This window comes from Rhodococcus sp. NJ-530 (assembly GCF_003860625.1).
Taxonomy (GTDB): domain Bacteria; phylum Actinomycetota; class Actinomycetes; order Mycobacteriales; family Mycobacteriaceae; genus Rhodococcus_F; species Rhodococcus_F qingshengii.
Window position 1 is genome coordinate 2,557,488 of record NZ_CP034152.1, and the last position, 14,502, is coordinate 2,571,989.

At 57.5% G+C, this 14,502-nt stretch carries 18 protein-coding genes and 2 pseudogenes; 9 read left to right on the forward strand and 11 right to left on the reverse strand.

Annotated features, from left to right (window positions below):
• Positions 1-79 precede the first annotated feature (79 nt).
• The 5 genes and pseudogenes from EHW12_RS11925 to EHW12_RS11945 all read left to right on the forward strand — a co-directional run bounded on the left by EHW12_RS11925 (position 80) and on the right by EHW12_RS11945 (position 3,330).
• Positions 80-967 carry a hypothetical protein gene (locus EHW12_RS11925; protein WP_003942742.1) on the forward strand — a complete coding sequence of 296 codons (888 nt, stop codon included), beginning with the start codon at positions 80-82 and terminating at the stop codon, positions 965-967.
• A gap of 89 nt (positions 968-1,056) precedes the next feature.
• Positions 1,057-1,397 (forward strand): annotated as a pseudogene (gene rplS, locus EHW12_RS11930) (50S ribosomal protein L19).
• Between the two features lie 55 nt (positions 1,398-1,452).
• Positions 1,453-2,256, forward strand: coding sequence for a signal peptidase I (gene lepB, locus EHW12_RS11935; protein WP_003942787.1), 804 nt, complete (start codon positions 1,453-1,455; stop codon positions 2,254-2,256).
• Positions 2,257-2,306: 50 nt separating this feature from the next.
• Positions 2,307-2,987 carry a ribonuclease HII gene (locus EHW12_RS11940; RefSeq protein ID WP_125050692.1) on the forward strand — a complete coding sequence of 227 codons (681 nt, stop codon included), beginning with the start codon at positions 2,307-2,309 and terminating at the stop codon, positions 2,985-2,987.
• Positions 2,988-3,024: 37 nt separating this feature from the next.
• On the forward strand, positions 3,025-3,330 hold the full coding sequence (locus EHW12_RS11945) for a DUF2469 domain-containing protein (protein WP_003942715.1): 306 nt from the start codon (positions 3,025-3,027) through the stop codon (positions 3,328-3,330).
• An 84-nt stretch (positions 3,331-3,414) separates the two neighbouring features.
• Here the strand turns inward: EHW12_RS11945 and EHW12_RS11950 are convergent, their stop codons facing one another.
• The 3 genes from EHW12_RS11950 to EHW12_RS11960 all read right to left on the reverse strand — a co-directional run bounded on the left by EHW12_RS11950 (position 3,415) and on the right by EHW12_RS11960 (position 6,016).
• Positions 3,415-4,596, reverse strand: a complete 1,182-nt coding sequence (locus EHW12_RS11950; protein ID WP_050656825.1) for an RtcB family protein — start codon at positions 4,594-4,596, stop codon at positions 3,415-3,417.
• Positions 4,597-4,693: 97 nt separating this feature from the next.
• A complete protein-coding gene (locus tag EHW12_RS11955) occupies positions 4,694-4,927 on the reverse strand; it encodes a hypothetical protein (RefSeq protein WP_058038626.1) in 234 nt (77 codons plus the stop codon).
• Between the two features lie 81 nt (positions 4,928-5,008).
• Entirely contained in the window at positions 5,009-6,016 is a 1,008-nt protein-coding gene (locus EHW12_RS11960) for an iron-siderophore ABC transporter substrate-binding protein (protein WP_241199147.1), read from the reverse strand.
• Between the two features lie 144 nt (positions 6,017-6,160).
• Here EHW12_RS11960 and EHW12_RS11965 point away from each other — a divergent pair, with 144 nt between their 5' ends.
• On the forward strand, positions 6,161-6,967 hold the full coding sequence (locus EHW12_RS11965) for an AraC family transcriptional regulator (RefSeq protein ID WP_058038627.1): 807 nt from the start codon (positions 6,161-6,163) through the stop codon (positions 6,965-6,967).
• Positions 6,968-7,081: 114 nt separating this feature from the next.
• On the opposite strand, the gene EHW12_RS11970 is transcribed toward EHW12_RS11965, so the two are convergent.
• The gene (locus EHW12_RS11970; protein ID WP_125050696.1) at positions 7,082-7,816 is read right to left on the reverse strand and encodes a hypothetical protein; all 735 of its coding nucleotides are present in this window, start codon (positions 7,814-7,816) and stop codon (positions 7,082-7,084) included.
• 266 nt (positions 7,817-8,082) lie between these two features.
• Here EHW12_RS11970 and EHW12_RS11975 point away from each other — a divergent pair, with 266 nt between their 5' ends.
• From EHW12_RS11975 to EHW12_RS11985, 3 genes and pseudogenes are all read left to right on the forward strand, one after another.
• Positions 8,083-8,439 (forward strand): YraN family protein, encoded by a 357-nt coding sequence (locus tag EHW12_RS11975; RefSeq protein WP_054187788.1) that lies wholly within the window; start codon positions 8,083-8,085, stop codon positions 8,437-8,439.
• A pseudogene (locus EHW12_RS11980) lies at positions 8,439-9,353 on the forward strand (ATP-binding protein); the annotation flags it as partial. The gene EHW12_RS11975 and the pseudogene EHW12_RS11980, both read left to right, overlap by 1 nt.
• A gap of 335 nt (positions 9,354-9,688) precedes the next feature.
• Positions 9,689-9,991, forward strand: a complete 303-nt coding sequence (locus EHW12_RS11985; protein ID WP_125050698.1) for a hypothetical protein — start codon at positions 9,689-9,691, stop codon at positions 9,989-9,991.
• A gap of 838 nt (positions 9,992-10,829) precedes the next feature.
• Here EHW12_RS11985 and EHW12_RS11990 read toward each other — a convergent pair.
• The 7 genes from EHW12_RS11990 to EHW12_RS12020 all read right to left on the reverse strand — a co-directional run bounded on the left by EHW12_RS11990 (position 10,830) and on the right by EHW12_RS12020 (position 13,721).
• On the reverse strand, positions 10,830-11,462 hold the full coding sequence (locus EHW12_RS11990) for a DUF3846 domain-containing protein (RefSeq protein ID WP_164490560.1): 633 nt from the start codon (positions 11,460-11,462) through the stop codon (positions 10,830-10,832).
• Positions 11,402-11,929 carry a hypothetical protein gene (locus EHW12_RS11995; protein ID WP_125050702.1) on the reverse strand — a complete coding sequence of 176 codons (528 nt, stop codon included), beginning with the start codon at positions 11,927-11,929 and terminating at the stop codon, positions 11,402-11,404. The genes EHW12_RS11990 and EHW12_RS11995 overlap by 61 nt, the downstream gene beginning before the upstream one ends.
• A gap of 160 nt (positions 11,930-12,089) precedes the next feature.
• The gene (locus EHW12_RS12000) at positions 12,090-12,311 is read right to left on the reverse strand and encodes a hypothetical protein (RefSeq protein ID WP_020907307.1); all 222 of its coding nucleotides are present in this window, start codon (positions 12,309-12,311) and stop codon (positions 12,090-12,092) included.
• A gap of 143 nt (positions 12,312-12,454) precedes the next feature.
• The gene (locus EHW12_RS12005) at positions 12,455-12,682 is read right to left on the reverse strand and encodes a hypothetical protein (RefSeq protein WP_125050704.1); all 228 of its coding nucleotides are present in this window, start codon (positions 12,680-12,682) and stop codon (positions 12,455-12,457) included.
• Entirely contained in the window at positions 12,672-12,935 is a 264-nt protein-coding gene (locus tag EHW12_RS12010) for a hypothetical protein (protein ID WP_125050706.1), read from the reverse strand. The genes EHW12_RS12005 and EHW12_RS12010 overlap by 11 nt, the downstream gene beginning before the upstream one ends.
• Entirely contained in the window at positions 12,932-13,300 is a 369-nt protein-coding gene (locus EHW12_RS12015) for a hypothetical protein (protein WP_125050708.1), read from the reverse strand. The genes EHW12_RS12010 and EHW12_RS12015 overlap by 4 nt, the downstream gene beginning before the upstream one ends.
• A gap of 193 nt (positions 13,301-13,493) precedes the next feature.
• Complete coding sequence (locus EHW12_RS12020) at positions 13,494-13,721, reverse strand: hypothetical protein (RefSeq protein ID WP_073513809.1); 228 nt, start codon at positions 13,719-13,721, stop codon at positions 13,494-13,496.
• Positions 13,722-14,502: the final 781 nt, after the last annotated feature.

Below are 14,502 nucleotides of genomic sequence, written 5' to 3' on the forward strand. Positions count from 1 at the left end.
CGTATCGTCACAATCGAGTCGGTTGGCGGTATGAATCCGATCAGGGTCGGATCATGAATTCGGTGAAGGGAGGACAGTGATGCGGGAGTGGCTCGAGCGCGAGATCATCGCCCATGGCCGATTGCCGTTGCTGTTCTTCCTGCTCGGGTTCCTGTCCGCCTTCCTTTTCATCCGCCTCAGCGTCCGGATGATTCGCGCGCAAGTGAAATGGTGGCCGGGCAACATCGCGCCCGGAGGCCAGCATGTGCATCACGTCGTGTTCGGTGTGATCGCCATGATGATCTCCGGTGGTGCGTTGATCGCGGTCTACGTCGATGGTTCGCAGACCACCGGTGCCGTCCTGGCGGCGATCTTCGGTATGGGTGCGGCGTTGGTGCTCGACGAGTTCGCACTGATCTTCTATCTGAAGGACGTGTACTGGTCCGAACAAGGTCGGACCTCGGTGGATGCGGTCTTCGTCGCGATCGCCGTGACCGGCCTGGTGCTGCTGGGTTTCCGCCCGCTCGAACTTCTCGACGTCGCCGGATTCCGTGAAGAACGCGATCCGTGGATCAAGTTGGTCTTCGTTTTCGTCGCGTTGATCAACTTCGCCTTGGCAGCCATCGTGATTCTCAAGGGGAAGATCTGGACGGGGCTCGTCGGTCTGTTCGTTTTCCCGTTGCTGGTAATCGGAGCGGTCCGCCTGAGCCGGCCGGGTGCGCCGTGGGCTCGCTGGCGGTACACGCGCAAGCCGAAACGGATGAACCGCGCGCTCGAACGTGAACGGAAATGGCGTCGGCCCGTCATCCGGGCCAAGATCTACGTCCAGGATCTGATTGCCGGATCGCCGAGCGTCGAACATGCGATGACCGCGGCCGAGCAGGAACTGGACCACACCATCCACGCAGCTCCGCCGCCACCGATTTCCCCGCTGGTATCCGCGTCTGGCACAATGGACGGGTTGCCTGGACCAGGCAGCAGCACTTGATCTGGGCACGAACCAGACGAGCGCCGTTTCGGGAGACCGAAACGCGTGCCGCTCGGTTCCTCTGCTCCTGCGAAATACAAGGATGACATATGAACACCCTGGACTTCCTGGACAAAAAGTCGCTCCGCGACGACATCCCGAGTTCCGTCCCGGCGACACGCTCAACGTGAACGTCAAGGTTATCGAAGGCTCCAAGGAGCGCGTGCAGGTCTTCAAGGGCGTCGTTATTCGTCGCCAGGGCGGCGGCGTTCGCGAGACCTTCACCGTCCGTAAGGTCTCCTTCGGCGTCGGCGTCGAGCGCACCTTCCCGGTTCACAGCCCCACGCTGGCCTCCATCGAGGTTCTGACCCGCGGTGACGTCCGTCGCGCCAAGCTGTACTACCTCCGTGAGCTTCGTGGCAAGAAGGCGAAGATCAAGGAAAAGCGCTGATCTTTCCGATGAGCCCGGCACCGCGTACGCGCGGTGTCGGGCTAATCTGGTTTCTGTGGCAGATTCTTCGAAGGAGCAGGCATTGTCGTCCGGACCCGAGAATCACGAGGGATCAAGCGGTTCCGCGGAACCGACCTCACATCGGCCGCAGAAGAAACAGCGATCGTTTCTGCGAGAACTCCCTGTTCTGATCGGCGTAGCGCTGGTACTCAGCATCGTCCTTCAGGCATTTGTCTTCAGAGTTTTTCTCATCCCATCCGAGTCGATGGAACCGACACTGCACGGCTGTGCGGGATGTACCGGTGACCGCATCGTGGTGGAGAAGATCGGATACCGCTTCGGCGATCCGGAACCCGGCGACGTCGTCGTCTTCAAGGGACCCGATTCGTGGAACACGAAATATGTGTCCAATCGGTCCGACAACGTTGTCGTCCGCGGCATTCAAGAGGTCGGTTCGTGGGTCGGCCTCGTTCCGCCGGACGAGAACGACTTGGTCAAGCGAGTGATCGCTACCGGCGGCCAGACCGTCGAATGCTGTGACGATCAGGGCCGAGTCCTGGTCGATGGCAAGCCGCTCGACGAGCCGTACATCAAGATGGATTTCCCGTTCACTCCGGGAACGCAAACGTGTGACACCGAATTGAAGTCGGGCCGCTGCTTCGGACCGATCACCGTTCCCGAGGGCCACGTGTGGGTCATGGGTGACAACCGCAGCAATTCCGCCGACTCGCGCTACCACGTCGACGACGAGTTCCAGGGAACCGTCCCGATCGACAACATCATCGGTCAAGCTCGTTTCATCGTTCTTCCCCCGTCGCGAATGGGCGGCATCGATGCGCCTGATATTCAGGGCAACTGAGTTGTCGGACCGCACACATGGATTCGCGTAGTTCCGAGTAGGCAGAGACAGTGAGTAGTTGGCCCCCTCGCGTTGTCATTCGCAGATCGGCAGGTCTGCGGACGATGGAGTCTGCGTTGGCGCGAACCGGACTCGGTCCGGTGGCCGGCGTCGACGAGGCCGGGCGCGGAGCGTGCGCTGGTCCACTTGTCATTGCAGCGTGTGTCCTGGCGCCGAAACCGCAAGCAGCCCTCGCGCGGCTCGACGATTCGAAGAAGCTGACCGAACGTGCGCGCGAGGAGCTTTTCCCGGCGATCAAGCGCTTGGCGTTGGCGTGGAGTGTCATCTCTGTTCCCGCTGCGGAAGTCGATCAGATCGGCATCCACGTCGCCAACATCGAGGGGATGCGACGAGCAGTTGCGGGCCTCGACCTCGAACCGGGCTACGTTCTCACCGACGGATTCCGGGTTCCGGGTCTGACGGCTCCGTCGCTACCGGTCATCGGCGGTGACGGCGCCGCTGCATGCATCGCCGCGGCGAGCGTTCTCGCGAAGGTGACCCGAGATCGTGTGATGACCGAGATGGACGACACTCATCCGGGATACGGCTTCGCGATTCACAAGGGATACAGCACGCCACTGCACATGGACGCACTCGACGAGCTGGGGCCGTGCACTGAGCACCGCATGACCTATGCCAACGTGGTGGCTGCGGGAGTCCGGTTGGAACAACGCGCGGGCCGTACGGGATGATGGACGTTCAGACGAACTGGGAGGACTGGCTAAACCGATGAGTGCCGAGGATCTCGAGAAGTACGAAACCGAGATGGAGCTGTCGCTCTACCGTGAATACCGGGACATCGTCGGACAGTTCTCCTACGTCGTGGAGACCGAACGACGTTTCTACCTGGCCAACACGGTCGAGTTGCTGCCCCACAATTCAGACGGGGAGATCTACTTCGAGCTGCGGATGTCCGACGCCTGGGTGTGGGACATGTACCGCCCGGCGCGATTCGTGAAATACGTACGCGTCGTGACCTTCAAGGACGTCAACATCGAAGAGCTGGACAAGCCGGATCTGCGCCTTCCTGACTGATCTGCGCTTGCCGGACTGATCTCGACAACGAAGTGCCCCGCCGATATCGGCGGGGCACTTCGTATTTCGCGGAGTTGTGCGGGGTCAGTTGCCCTTGACGTTCACAATCTGACGCAGCGTGTGTCGAATCTCGACCAAGTCCTTCGCGTCGTCCATCACGACGTCGATGTCCTTGTACGCACCCGGGATCTCGTCGAGGAACGCCGCGGAACGCTTGTATTCGATTCCGACCATTGCCTTGTCGAGATCTTCGATGGTGAAGGTCTTGCGTGCCTGGTTACGTCCGTACACCCGACCCGCGCCGTGGGGGCTGGACTTGAACGACGGTACGTTTCCCTTTCCGACGACGACGTAACTCGCCGTCCCCATCGAACCGGGGATGAGCCCGGGCGTGCCCTCGTCTGCCTTGATCGCACCCTTACGGCTCAGCCACACACCCCTGCCCATGTGGAACTCCTTCTGGGTGAAGTTGTGGTGGCAGTTGATCCGCTCGACTTCGTCGATGATCGCGGGCTTGCCGTCTCCCATGAAATGCGCGAAGTCCTTCACGACGCGGTCCATCATCTCTTCGCGGTTGAGCAGAGCGAAGTGCTGAGCCCAGTTGAGATCGGTGATGTACGAGTCGAATTCGGGTGTCTTCTCGACCAGGTAGGCAAGATCCGGATCGGGAAGGTTGATGTACCACCGCTCGCACAAGTCCTTGGCGATCTTGATGTGATGCTGCGCGAGCTTGTTTCCGATACCGCGGCTTCCCGAGTGCAGGAACAGCCAGACGCCGTCGCTTTCATCGAGTGTCACCTCGATGAAGTGGTTACCAGAGCCCAGCGTTCCGAGCTGAAACCTCCAGTTGTTCTTGAACTTGTCGTAGAAGGCCAGGCGATCGCCCGCCATTGCCTCGAGTTCTGCGATGCGGATTTTCGCCGTGTCGCTCAGCGTCTTGTTGTAGACACCTGCCGAGAGCGGAACGGAGCGTTCGATGCTGTGGCGAAGTACGCTCAGGTCGCGGCCTTGAAGGTCGCGTGCGTTGAACTGGGTTTTGACCGCGATCATTCCGCAGCCGATATCGACTCCGACGGCGGCGGGCATGATTGCGCCTTCCGTCGGAATGACCGAACCCACCGTCGCTCCCGCACCGAGGTGCGCATCCGGCATCAATGCCAGATGTGGACGGACAAAAGGCATCTGGGACGTGCGCAGCGCTTGCTCGCGAGTGTTTTCGTCGAGTATCGATGCCCAGTTCCACAACCTCTTGGTGATCTTCTCCATCAGATTTCTCCCACATAGTTCACAGCCGAACCCATCGGTCCGGTGTGTCGTGCAGGAATGACCATGCGCTCGGTCAGTGGTTGTGTGCAACCCCTTTTCAGGTTCGCAGGCCGTCTGCGAGTTCGTAGATTCGTCCGACGTACTTCTCCTGGAAGGCTTTTCGGGCAGCATCTGCCTGTTGCCGTGCGCCCATCTGGGAGTAGAGGTACTCGAGATGAACCAAACTCTCGCCGATGTCGACGCGTCGCTGGTCGAGAACCGTCAGCTCGTCGACCAATCGAGCCAGATCGAGTCGTGCAAGATCCAGCGCTGTCTCCGGTACCTCGTCCATGGTGATCCTCGATGTCCGTGAGTGCTTCCTGACCCCGAGGCTAACACTCTTCGAACATATTTTCGATACCTGCCCTGTTGTTTACTTCGACAACGTGGCTGTCAGTTGGTCGATGGCATACGGAATGCTCAGGACGGTATTGCCGGACATCGCCGCGCCGACGGGTGGATCTGCGGTGTACCGCACGACTATCGCATTTCCGCTCTTCACGGCGGGTAGTCGCTGGTAGAGCGTGTTGTCGGCGAGGGCTTTCTCTCCCCCCGGATCGGCCATCACGATCAAACGATCAACGGGTTCGAGGATGTCGTATCGCTCGTTCGGCAGCCAGTCGCCGAACTGGTCGCCGACGAATGCGTCGACGGTCGCGGGGAGGGTGAACCCGAGTGACGAGAGGAAAATGCCGCGTGGGTCGTGCGACGAGAACACGTATCCCTCGGGAGTGTCGAGGTTGACGATCGTTGCGGTTTGCCCGGCGAACTCCGGGTGTGCAGCGCGGGCGGCGGCAAACGCGTTTTCGGTATCCGTGATCAGTTGCTGAGCTTGTGGTCCTTTGCCGAGGGCGCGCCCGGCGGTGAGCGTCATGTCGGTCCACGGCGTTGTGTACGCGTCGTAGTCCTTGCTCTGCGCGACAGTCGGCGCAATCGAGGTCAGCTTCTTGTAGGTTTCCGTGTCGATGTCGGCGTACAGCGCGAGGATCAGATCTGGTGCGAGGGAGGCGATTTGCTCGAAGTTGAAGTCTCCGCCGCTGTTGATGTAGGTCGGAGTCTTTCCCTTCCAGTAATCCTTCGTCCACGGCCAGCTTTCATCCATGCCGGACCCCCACCATTCGGCCATGCCAACGGGTTCAACTCCCAAGGCGAGCAGTGGTTCGTGATCGGTGTATCCGAGTGTCACTACCCGCTGGGGTTCGGCATCGATTGTCGTCGAACCCTGTGCGTGCTCGATCGTCACGGGGAATGCGCCGTTGCTCTGGCGCGCTGATGCGGTGTCGACGCCTTGCGAGGTTCCACAGGCGGTCGAGAACCCGATGATCGCGGCCGTCGTGAATAAGGCGGCGAGGATTCGGGTGCTACGTGAGGGCACGTGCATGCTCCTTCGAAGTGGTGGGCGAAGTGATCTGAGTTCCGCATGAAGTGCTGAGCTGGTCGCGTTAGCAATAAAGTGAGGCTAACCTTTGCAGGATCGTCGGTCCATCCTTCAGGATGGACTCGGATACGCCCAGAAAGACGCAAAATGTCCACTATCGAGTACTCGACTCGCCCAAAGTCCTTGCTAGCGCTGCCCGATAGTCGCGGACGGACATTCAAAGATTTTCAGGTCTACACCAACGTCGTGGAGGCCGTGACCGCGTACGGGGCTCACCGCCACCCGGAGCATCAGATCGCCTGGATGAGTGAAGGGACGATGCAGATTGCTGCCGGGGGCAACGTGTGGCACCTGCACAGCGAGCACTTGGTCTGGTTGCCGGGCACCGTTCTCCACGACATGACGCTTCTGTCGGCGGGATGCATGATCGCGGCCTATGCGCGTCCGGATCTACGCCCTGGCGGGCCCAGGTGGACTCAGCCACTGGTTCTCGAAGTCGATGCTTTGTCCGCTCAATTGCTGCGCCATCTCGCAGATCGGACCATCGACGATGCTCGGCGGTTGATGAGTCAGGAGTTGCTCTACGACATTCTTGCTGCCGCGCCCGAACGGCACGACGTCCTCGCGGTTCCTCGTAATGCTGCGGCGAGTTCGGTTTCTGCACGGATCCTCGCCGATCCGGCAGACTCACGGACGCTGGGGGAGTGGGCGGGCGAACTCGGGGTCAGTTCCAAGACCTTGATGCGTGCCTTTGTCGCCGATACCGGGATTACCTTCGGACAGTGGAGGACTCGCGCCCGAATGTATGCGTCGCTCGAGATGCTCGCGCGGGGTGAGGGTGTCAACGACGTTGCCCCGCAGGTGGGTTACCGAACCAGTAGCGGGTTCATCGCCGCATTTCGGGAAACCTTCGGTACGACGCCGGCCCGGTACGGCGGAAAGCTGACGCGGTGATTTGCTGATGATTTCTTGAACTCGGTTGACGGCAAAGCTTTGTTCGGCAACGTAGAAATGGGCCGAGCTACCAGCATGTGCTGGTGGCTCGGCCCATTTCTAATTCGAACTGAGTCAGCTCATGTTGCCGAGCACATTGCCCAGGACACCGCTGATGACATTGGTCATCGACCCCTGCGGATCGGTGAGGGAACCGAATACCTGGCCCGATCCGGAGTTGAGTGAGCCGAAGCCCATGTCCTCGAGGCTTCCGGCGCCCGCCTCGACGGGGTTCGGCTGCCGGATGGTGACGCACACGCCCATCGGATTGATGTTCCAGTCGCCCGCCGCCAGCACAATGTTGGTGCCGGCGCCGCTGTCGAGCTGAGAGCCGACAACTGCGTTATCGGGAACCTTGTAGGTGGTCTCCAATGCGATGATGCCGCCACCAGCAGTGGTCCATCCGCCGCCCTTTGCCACCACGGAGTTGTTGCCGACGACGACGGTCTTGGTGACGTCGTCCCACTTCTGGTCGCCGATAAGCCATTTGACGTTCAGGCGAGCCTTGACCAGCTGGAATCCTGCCGGGTGGAAATCGCGGATCTGATTGACGAGGGCTCCGGAACCGGAAACCTTGGTGATGTAGGTGACCGTCTGACCCGCGGCGACCTTGCCATCGCCGACAACCTCCTTGCTGACGGTGTACGGCGTCCCGAGGGAACCGGCCCAACTGTCGGTGACCGACTGGTTGAGTGCGCATGCCGGTGCTGCTTGCGCCACCGAGGCTCCAAGTCCAACAGTGACGCCGGCGGCGATGAGAACGAGGGATGTCGTGGTTGCTACTGCGTGGCGAAGTGAGCGGCGGGCCATGTAGAACTCCATTCAGCGGGGTGCGTGACGGTTTGAGCAAAACTGTAACTAGTTCTACTGGACTTTCGTCCAAGATGTGGCTGATTTCAGAAAATTGTCAGGTTTCGGGTCGCCGTTGGTGTGTCGCGCTGCCGAATTCCACAGGTTCTGAGTTGTCAACAGGTTGTTTTCGGGTGGCTTGGTTTTGTGGTGGTGGGTTGAGGGTGGTGGTTGGGACGCGTTTCGTATGGGGCGGGCGCGCGGTCGTGTGAGTGGTGGGGGCTGTGATGGCGAGGAATATGGCGTTGGGGGCTCGGGGCGAGGATGTGGCTGTCGAGTTCCTGATTGATGCGGGTTTGGAGATTGTCGAGCGGAATTGGCGTTGTCGGTACGGCGAGTTGGATGTTGTTGCGACGTCCGGTGATCGGATTGTGTTCGTGGAGGTGAAGACTCGCTCTGGTGTCGGGTACGGGAGTCCGGCGGAGTCGGTGACGTTCGCGAAGCAGCGTCGGATTCGGGTGTTGGCGATGCAGTGGCTTGCTGATTCGGGTCGGTCGTGGTCGAGGGTGCGTTTTGATGTGGTGGCGGTGTTGATCGGCCGCGACGGCGTGCCTTCGGTCGAGCATTTTGTGGATGCGTTCTGATGGCGTTGGGGCGGGCGCATTCTGTTGCGGTCAGTGGTGTGGACGGGCAGCTTGTGGAGATCGAGGCGGATATCGGGCGCGGGTTGCCTGCGGTGCATTTGGTGGGGCTGCCTGATACGGCGTTGCACGAGTCGCGTGATCGGATTCGGGCCGCGGTGACCAATTCTGGTGAGGAGTGGCCGGACAGCAAGGTGATTTTGGCGTTGTCGCCGGCGACGTTGCCGAAGGTGGGCAGTGTTTACGATTTGGCGTTGTCGTTGTCGGTTCTCGATGCGGCGAAGAAGTTGCCGCGGAAGTTGTTGCGGGAGACTGTGTTTTTGGGGGAGTTGGCGCTCGACGGTCGTTTGAGGACGGTGCGTGGTGTGTTGCCTGCGGTGCTTGCGGCGAAGCGGGCGGGGTGGGGGACTGTGGTGGTTCCGGCTCGGGCCTTGGCTGAGGCGGGCTTGGTGAAGGGGATCGAAGTGCTGGGTGCCGATGATTTGTCTGCGGTGATCGGGTGGTTGCGTGGGGAGTTGGCGCTGGCTGTTCCTGATGTTTTCGAGCGTGCTGGTGTGGTGGCGGTGCGGGATTTGAGTGAGGTTGTCGGGCAGACGGATGCTCGGTGGGCGATCGAGGTTGCGGCGGCGGGTGCGCATCATTTGATGTTGACGGGTCCGCCGGGGATCGGGAAAACGATGTTGGCGCAGAGGCTTCCGGGGATTCTTCCGCCGTTGACGGAGGGGGAGTCGTTGGAGGTGACGGCGATTCATTCGGTGGCGGGGGTGTTGCCGGAGGATCGGCCGTTGATCGATATGCCGCCTTTCATTGCGCCGCATCACAGTTCGTCGGTCAGTTCGCTGGTGGGTGGTGGTAGTGGGATGGCTCGTCCTGGTGCGGTCAGCCGCGCCCATCGTGGCGTGCTGTTTCTCGACGAGTCCGTCAATAGCGAAACACCCCACACTCACGGATCGTCCATACTGCCACAAAACCCCACGTGACAGGGGTTACTTGGGTGATTGCGGGGTGTGTCGCTTGTTAGCGAGAAGCGAGCGCTAGGCGCGCAATAGCTGCGACTGTCGGTTGATGGATCACGCGCAGGGGAACCCCACTAGCCTGTGTGGATTTCGCAAGATAGGTAGCGAGATCAAATCCGTCTTTCATGTACCTCTATTGTCTCACATTTCCCTATTTACTTAAAGATTCAACTATGTCATTAATAGAGCAACGTAATAACCATCCGGTTAGTGCGACGTATCTAGAAAAGAAGTTGGTGAGAACAATCGGCTACAAGCAAATCAGGACGTCAGATCTGACAGGCAATGAACTGAAGGATCAGGACGTGATCACGGTCGCGGTTCGTACCGAAGGAAAGATCTTTGACGCATCAGCTGAAGAGTTGTCGACGTTGAAGCGTTTGACCAACGTTATCGAACTCGAATACCGTCACCCCGATGGAAACGTCGAGACGATCATCTGCACTCAGGCTGAATTTTCTAAAATCATCACGCCTGAGAAGCTGGAGACCTTTGACTCCTTGAGAGGGCGACGTTCCGGCTTCAAGCCTGCTACCTAGGAGGTGATCCGAAATCCACAACTTCATAACAACTAAATACGATCCTCGCATCCACTTGAGCGTTCAGCTCGTGGATGCGAGGATCTTTCATTTTGCGACAGACCTGCCATAATGGAAAGATAACAAAAAAACCCCGAAGTCGTAGTTCGGGGCCGTGTCTTCATTATAGAGCGTGGCCTCCATTTCGGGAAGGAGGAAGAATGCAGAACGAGAATCTGAGGTGTTCAATTGCCGGATGTGCAAGCCCAAGGAAGGCCAGGGTTGGTGCGACAGGCACTGCAGCGCGTTCTATAGGACCGGTAGCCCTACCGGCGGTAAGTCGGTGCCACGACATGGGCTCACGCATATGCGCGAATACGGAATTTGGAAAGGAATGAACGACAGATGTTTCAATCCCAATAGGCCTGAATATAAGCATTACGGCGGCGCCGGTTTAACTGTATGTGATCGGTGGAGGCATAGCTTCCCAAATTTTCTGGAGGATATGGGTGTCTGCCCAATTTTTAGAGGGGAGATTGACAGAATAGATAATCTTCAAGGTTATGAACCAGGAAACTGTCGATGGGCAACACGCAGTCAGCAGATGATCAATCGTAATATCACTGGTAGAAATCAGACGGGCTATCGGGGAGTTAGTCGAAGGCGTACCAGTGGAACTTACTATATCCAGGTTACTGTCGACGGAGTATGCATTTGGATGGGTGGAATAGACTCGGCAGAGTATGCGGCAAATCTATATGACCAGATAGCAGGTCAGTTGCACGGCCAGTTTGCCCATCTGAACTTTGAATATGAATGAGAAAAGCCCGCCGATAATGACGGGCAGCTCCCACAATCTTTAGAACGACGGAACTACTGTCACTTCTTGTACAAGAGACCATCGCTGCGCCAATTTGAGCGCCTCGCTGTAAGCTTCAAGCCAATTAGCGCAGCGAACGCCGTTACCGTTCCATTCGTCGCTACCATGTGTCTGCACGAGATAGCGGTACTCCGCTGTATGGAACAGCAGATTTACAAGTACATCCGGCACCGACTGGGTGTTTCCGTCTTGATCCGGTGTTCCAAGAATCAAAGCGTCGCCCGCAACGGTGTCCTGCTCTCTGAATCTGGAATCGTGAACCCACAGCATGATCGTAGATCTGCGGTTGAGCTCCGACCCGTTGATCTTCCCTTCATCTGAGATGAAAAGGGTCGCATCAGGTCGTTCCAGATCCAAGCACTGGAAAGTGCCGCCGACGAACGATTGGATAGCGCGGAAGTCTCCGGCCTCCAGTTCGACTAGTTCGACTGGCTTTTCTTCGTCAACTGGTACGAGGATTCCGTTTATTGAAGCCATCGTGCTCACGTCCTTCTTGATCGTGGGGCCTACCTGATCTCGGCTGAGATCAGGACAAGCACCGCGATCGGGCGCTACTTCTTGACCTTTGGTTTCTTGTAGGTCGAGCTGAATGCGCAGTGCTTGTCGAGACACTTGTTGCTGCCTGGGCTTGTTATGTGGCCGTTCCTGCAGGTCGAGACGCCAGTTGGTTGTTTGATCGCCACTGCCTTCTCGACGGCCTCGCCGACGCTTAGAACGGTCGGTGTGCGCAAGTCTGTGATCTCGGCTGTGAGGTCTCGGATCTGAACTGCGAGATTAACCAGGTCATCGAACGGGATGCAGGCGAGTACATCATCATCTGCGCTGAACACGAGTGTAGGGATTCGACCAGGACTCGTGCCGGCCTTTGTCTGTCGCACCCACTCTTTAATCGCGATGGTCTTGTGATTCTTAGCTTCGATGTCGAACGGGGTGTCCATATGCCAGTCGGTCAGGTCCATCTTCTGATGCGAACCTGCACCACTTCGCTTGTCCCGCTGGACTCTTGCGCCTAGCTTCTTGCGGAGGGTCTTGGCGATGTGCTCTTCGAGGGACTTGCCCTTCTCGCTCGACACGCTCATGACATGTCCTCTTCGACGAGCGCTTTTAGGTGTTCGTCACCAGACAGGTCAACGATCCTCTGAACGATCGCTGCAAGAACGCGAGGTTCAACGTATCCATGCTGGATCATCCCGTTCAGAGTCAACAAGTGCGGTTGTGGCTGCAGCTTGGCTAACGTCATTACTCGACCACCCGTACGCGCTTCTTCCGTGACTTAGCCTCGATCTCGAAGGCAACGAGTACATCTGTGATCTCGTACGCTGCATCAAGGTTGCGCTGCGCTTCAAGTAGAAGGTTCGCTCTCAACTCGATCAGGGCGTCAGGTGACTGATCCTCGTAAAAGGCTTCGCGGGGGATGCCTAGTTGTTCTGCTGCTGTTTCTGCTGTGTGTAGTTCACTCATATCACCTCTTTCATTCTGTGAGTTTGTGCTTGACCAGGTGCCTCAGCTTCCTGTTTCGTTTCTTAAATCCGTATGCGCCGTCATCCATCTTGCAACAAGGTTCTCGACGGCCGGACGCCTTCCATTGCTTGAGATGGATGTTCTTACTCATTGCCCGCCTCCGTCTTGACCTCATATACCAGCTCATAGAACTGCGCACCCATGCCGAGATCACCGTCAAAGTCGACACTGCTGTGCTGGTCGTGGATCTCGAACCACTCGTCGATCTTGAAGTCTTCGAGACGAGCTGACCACTCAACGGGGTAGTACTTGGCGATGACTTTCTCTGATCCACACTTCTTGCACCGCAGGGCCATTCGGTTATTCGCCATCACCAACCTCCGGCTTATACACCTCAACCGTTGGCCTGTAGAAGTCCCCGCCCCATCGCCAAGCGAGGCCACCTAACTGCAATCTGCGGGTAAGTTCGACGCTCTCATCGTCGTAGCCAAAATCCTCAGTGTGCTCCATCTTGCGGATGAGTTGAGCGTTCGGGATACCTGCGAACTTGGCGGCGATCTCGGTTTCTAGGCGGGATGGTTGGAGCGGTTCGTTGTGACCGTTGGTAGGGGAGTGCTCACTCATGCAGTTGTCTCCGCAGCGACCAACTGACCTGCGTCATCTAGTGCGATTATTAGCTTCAAGAGAGCTTTGACGGGTGTGTCGGCTAGATATGCCATATCTCTATATACAATCGACCAACCGTTGTTATTTGTTGCCCTGCCAAGCATCGCGGTGTCTTCGATTCGTTTTGAACGAAGGGGCAATCTCTCTAGTAGGTAGTCTGAGGTGTAAAGCGGGCACACTATGAATGCTGGCGGTAGTATCTCCGCAGCGTACAATGTTTCAATCGTTCCAAAATCGTTAACAAAGAACTTTGCATCTTCGATTTGCCATTCTGGAAATCGCTTATACACTTCCTTACATAGCTCAAATAGTTCTTCATCCATTAGTTCTTATCTCCCCATGTGGCTTTAATTTCTAGATATTCGATTGTGGCACCTGATGTGCAGAATCCGAGCAGAACGAGATACAGGAATGCTCCACCCCAGTCATGAGATAAAGCGAAGCGTAGGAAGTTCAAGGAGGCTGCGCCGACTGCGATCAGTAAGAAGAATAGGAATGCTATTCGCAAGTAGAGCTTCATGCCGCACCTCCCCGGTAAGCACCATGCAAGATGTGCGGAGCCAGCGCCTCCATGCGGACAAGAGCTTCTTCCCGTGTAATCAGGCGCTCGTCTACCTCGTTGAACGTGTCCTCGAACGCGAGGATGAGTGCGAGCTTGGCGATGTCTGCACGTAGATCCACCGTGTCAGCTAGATGGTCGATGCACGGTTGGTTTGGCAGTGATTCGGGTCCGTTGTGTGCCATGGATGATTCCTTGTTCAGTTGTTATTTGGTTGTGTGACAGTCAATCTGGTTGCGCCATCGAGTAATCAAGTGTCCTGTTGAGGGCGGGCTTCAACAGAACCTCGATGGAGCAACTAGATACCCGTCATGAGTCCACGTACTAGCCGAATGTGTGCGGATTACGTTCCACTGGTGGTACTTCAGAGAAGCTGGAGGGCAAACTTTGAAGCGGTACAGATGTGGGAACTCGTGACAGGTACGAAGTGCTGATCCAGTGCACGGATCAGCGACTTGGGGTCAGGGGGTGAGCTGGGCTTGAAAGGAGAGTTACTCGAAAGCTTCACTTGCGCCTTATTAATCGGCGCGACCCTCTCACCTAAACCCTGACCAGTAGAGCGCACGAGCTGTGGGTTCATGCGCCCACTTCCCGGCACACGATGAATATGCCGGGAAGTGGAAGTGGTTCATGCGGTTAAATGGCTGCTAGTAATGCGCCGCATATCCTCTTACGAGTGCATTTGGTTGCTTCCCTAGGAGAAATTGTCTCTCCATCCACTACTAGCAGTTGTTCTATGTAAGGCGTATGGTGCTGGTAGCAATCACATTTGTACGCATTCTGGTGTCTTGCAAAACAGAGCAGACTAAGCGGCTTACAGAGTTGCTTACCCTTCCTAGGTGGCAAGTACTTGTATCTGCTTATTACTACCAGCATCGTACGTCTTACATAGTCCATGTTGTGCATACAAGGCAGGGCATTACACCCTGCACGTTGGTCTCTCGGCGTTTACTTATCTGGGAACGG

What these genes read in the sequence shown, in the direction of transcription:
- EHW12_RS11945 (WP_003942715.1), top strand. Translation starts at nt 3,025, where the DNA reads ATGAGTGCCGAGGATCTCGAGAAGTACGAAACCGAGATGGAGCTGTCG.
- EHW12_RS11970 (WP_125050696.1), bottom strand. Translation starts at nt 7,816, where the DNA reads ATGGCCCGCCGCTCACTTCGCCACGCAGTAGCAACCACGACATCCCTC.
- EHW12_RS12020 (WP_073513809.1), bottom strand. Translation starts at nt 13,721, where the DNA reads ATGGCACACAACGGACCCGAATCACTGCCAAACCAACCGTGCATCGAC.
- EHW12_RS11975 (WP_054187788.1), top strand. Translation starts at nt 8,083, where the DNA reads ATGGCGAGGAATATGGCGTTGGGGGCTCGGGGCGAGGATGTGGCTGTC.
- EHW12_RS12000 (WP_020907307.1), bottom strand. Translation starts at nt 12,311, where the DNA reads ATGAGTGAACTACACACAGCAGAAACAGCAGCAGAACAACTAGGCATC.
- EHW12_RS11925 (WP_003942742.1), top strand. Translation starts at nt 80, where the DNA reads ATGCGGGAGTGGCTCGAGCGCGAGATCATCGCCCATGGCCGATTGCCG.
- EHW12_RS12010 (WP_125050706.1), bottom strand. Translation starts at nt 12,935, where the DNA reads ATGAGTGAGCACTCCCCTACCAACGGTCACAACGAACCGCTCCAACCA.
- EHW12_RS11950 (WP_050656825.1), bottom strand. Translation starts at nt 4,596, where the DNA reads ATGGAGAAGATCACCAAGAGGTTGTGGAACTGGGCATCGATACTCGAC.
- EHW12_RS12005 (WP_125050704.1), bottom strand. Translation starts at nt 12,682, where the DNA reads ATGGCGAATAACCGAATGGCCCTGCGGTGCAAGAAGTGTGGATCAGAG.
- EHW12_RS11995 (WP_125050702.1), bottom strand. Translation starts at nt 11,929, where the DNA reads ATGAGCGTGTCGAGCGAGAAGGGCAAGTCCCTCGAAGAGCACATCGCC.
- EHW12_RS11960 (WP_241199147.1), bottom strand. Translation starts at nt 6,016, where the DNA reads ATGCACGTGCCCTCACGTAGCACCCGAATCCTCGCCGCCTTATTCACG.
- EHW12_RS11965 (WP_058038627.1), top strand. Translation starts at nt 6,161, where the DNA reads ATGTCCACTATCGAGTACTCGACTCGCCCAAAGTCCTTGCTAGCGCTG.
- EHW12_RS12015 (WP_125050708.1), bottom strand. Translation starts at nt 13,300, where the DNA reads ATGGATGAAGAACTATTTGAGCTATGTAAGGAAGTGTATAAGCGATTT.
- EHW12_RS11955 (WP_058038626.1), bottom strand. Translation starts at nt 4,927, where the DNA reads ATGGACGAGGTACCGGAGACAGCGCTGGATCTTGCACGACTCGATCTG.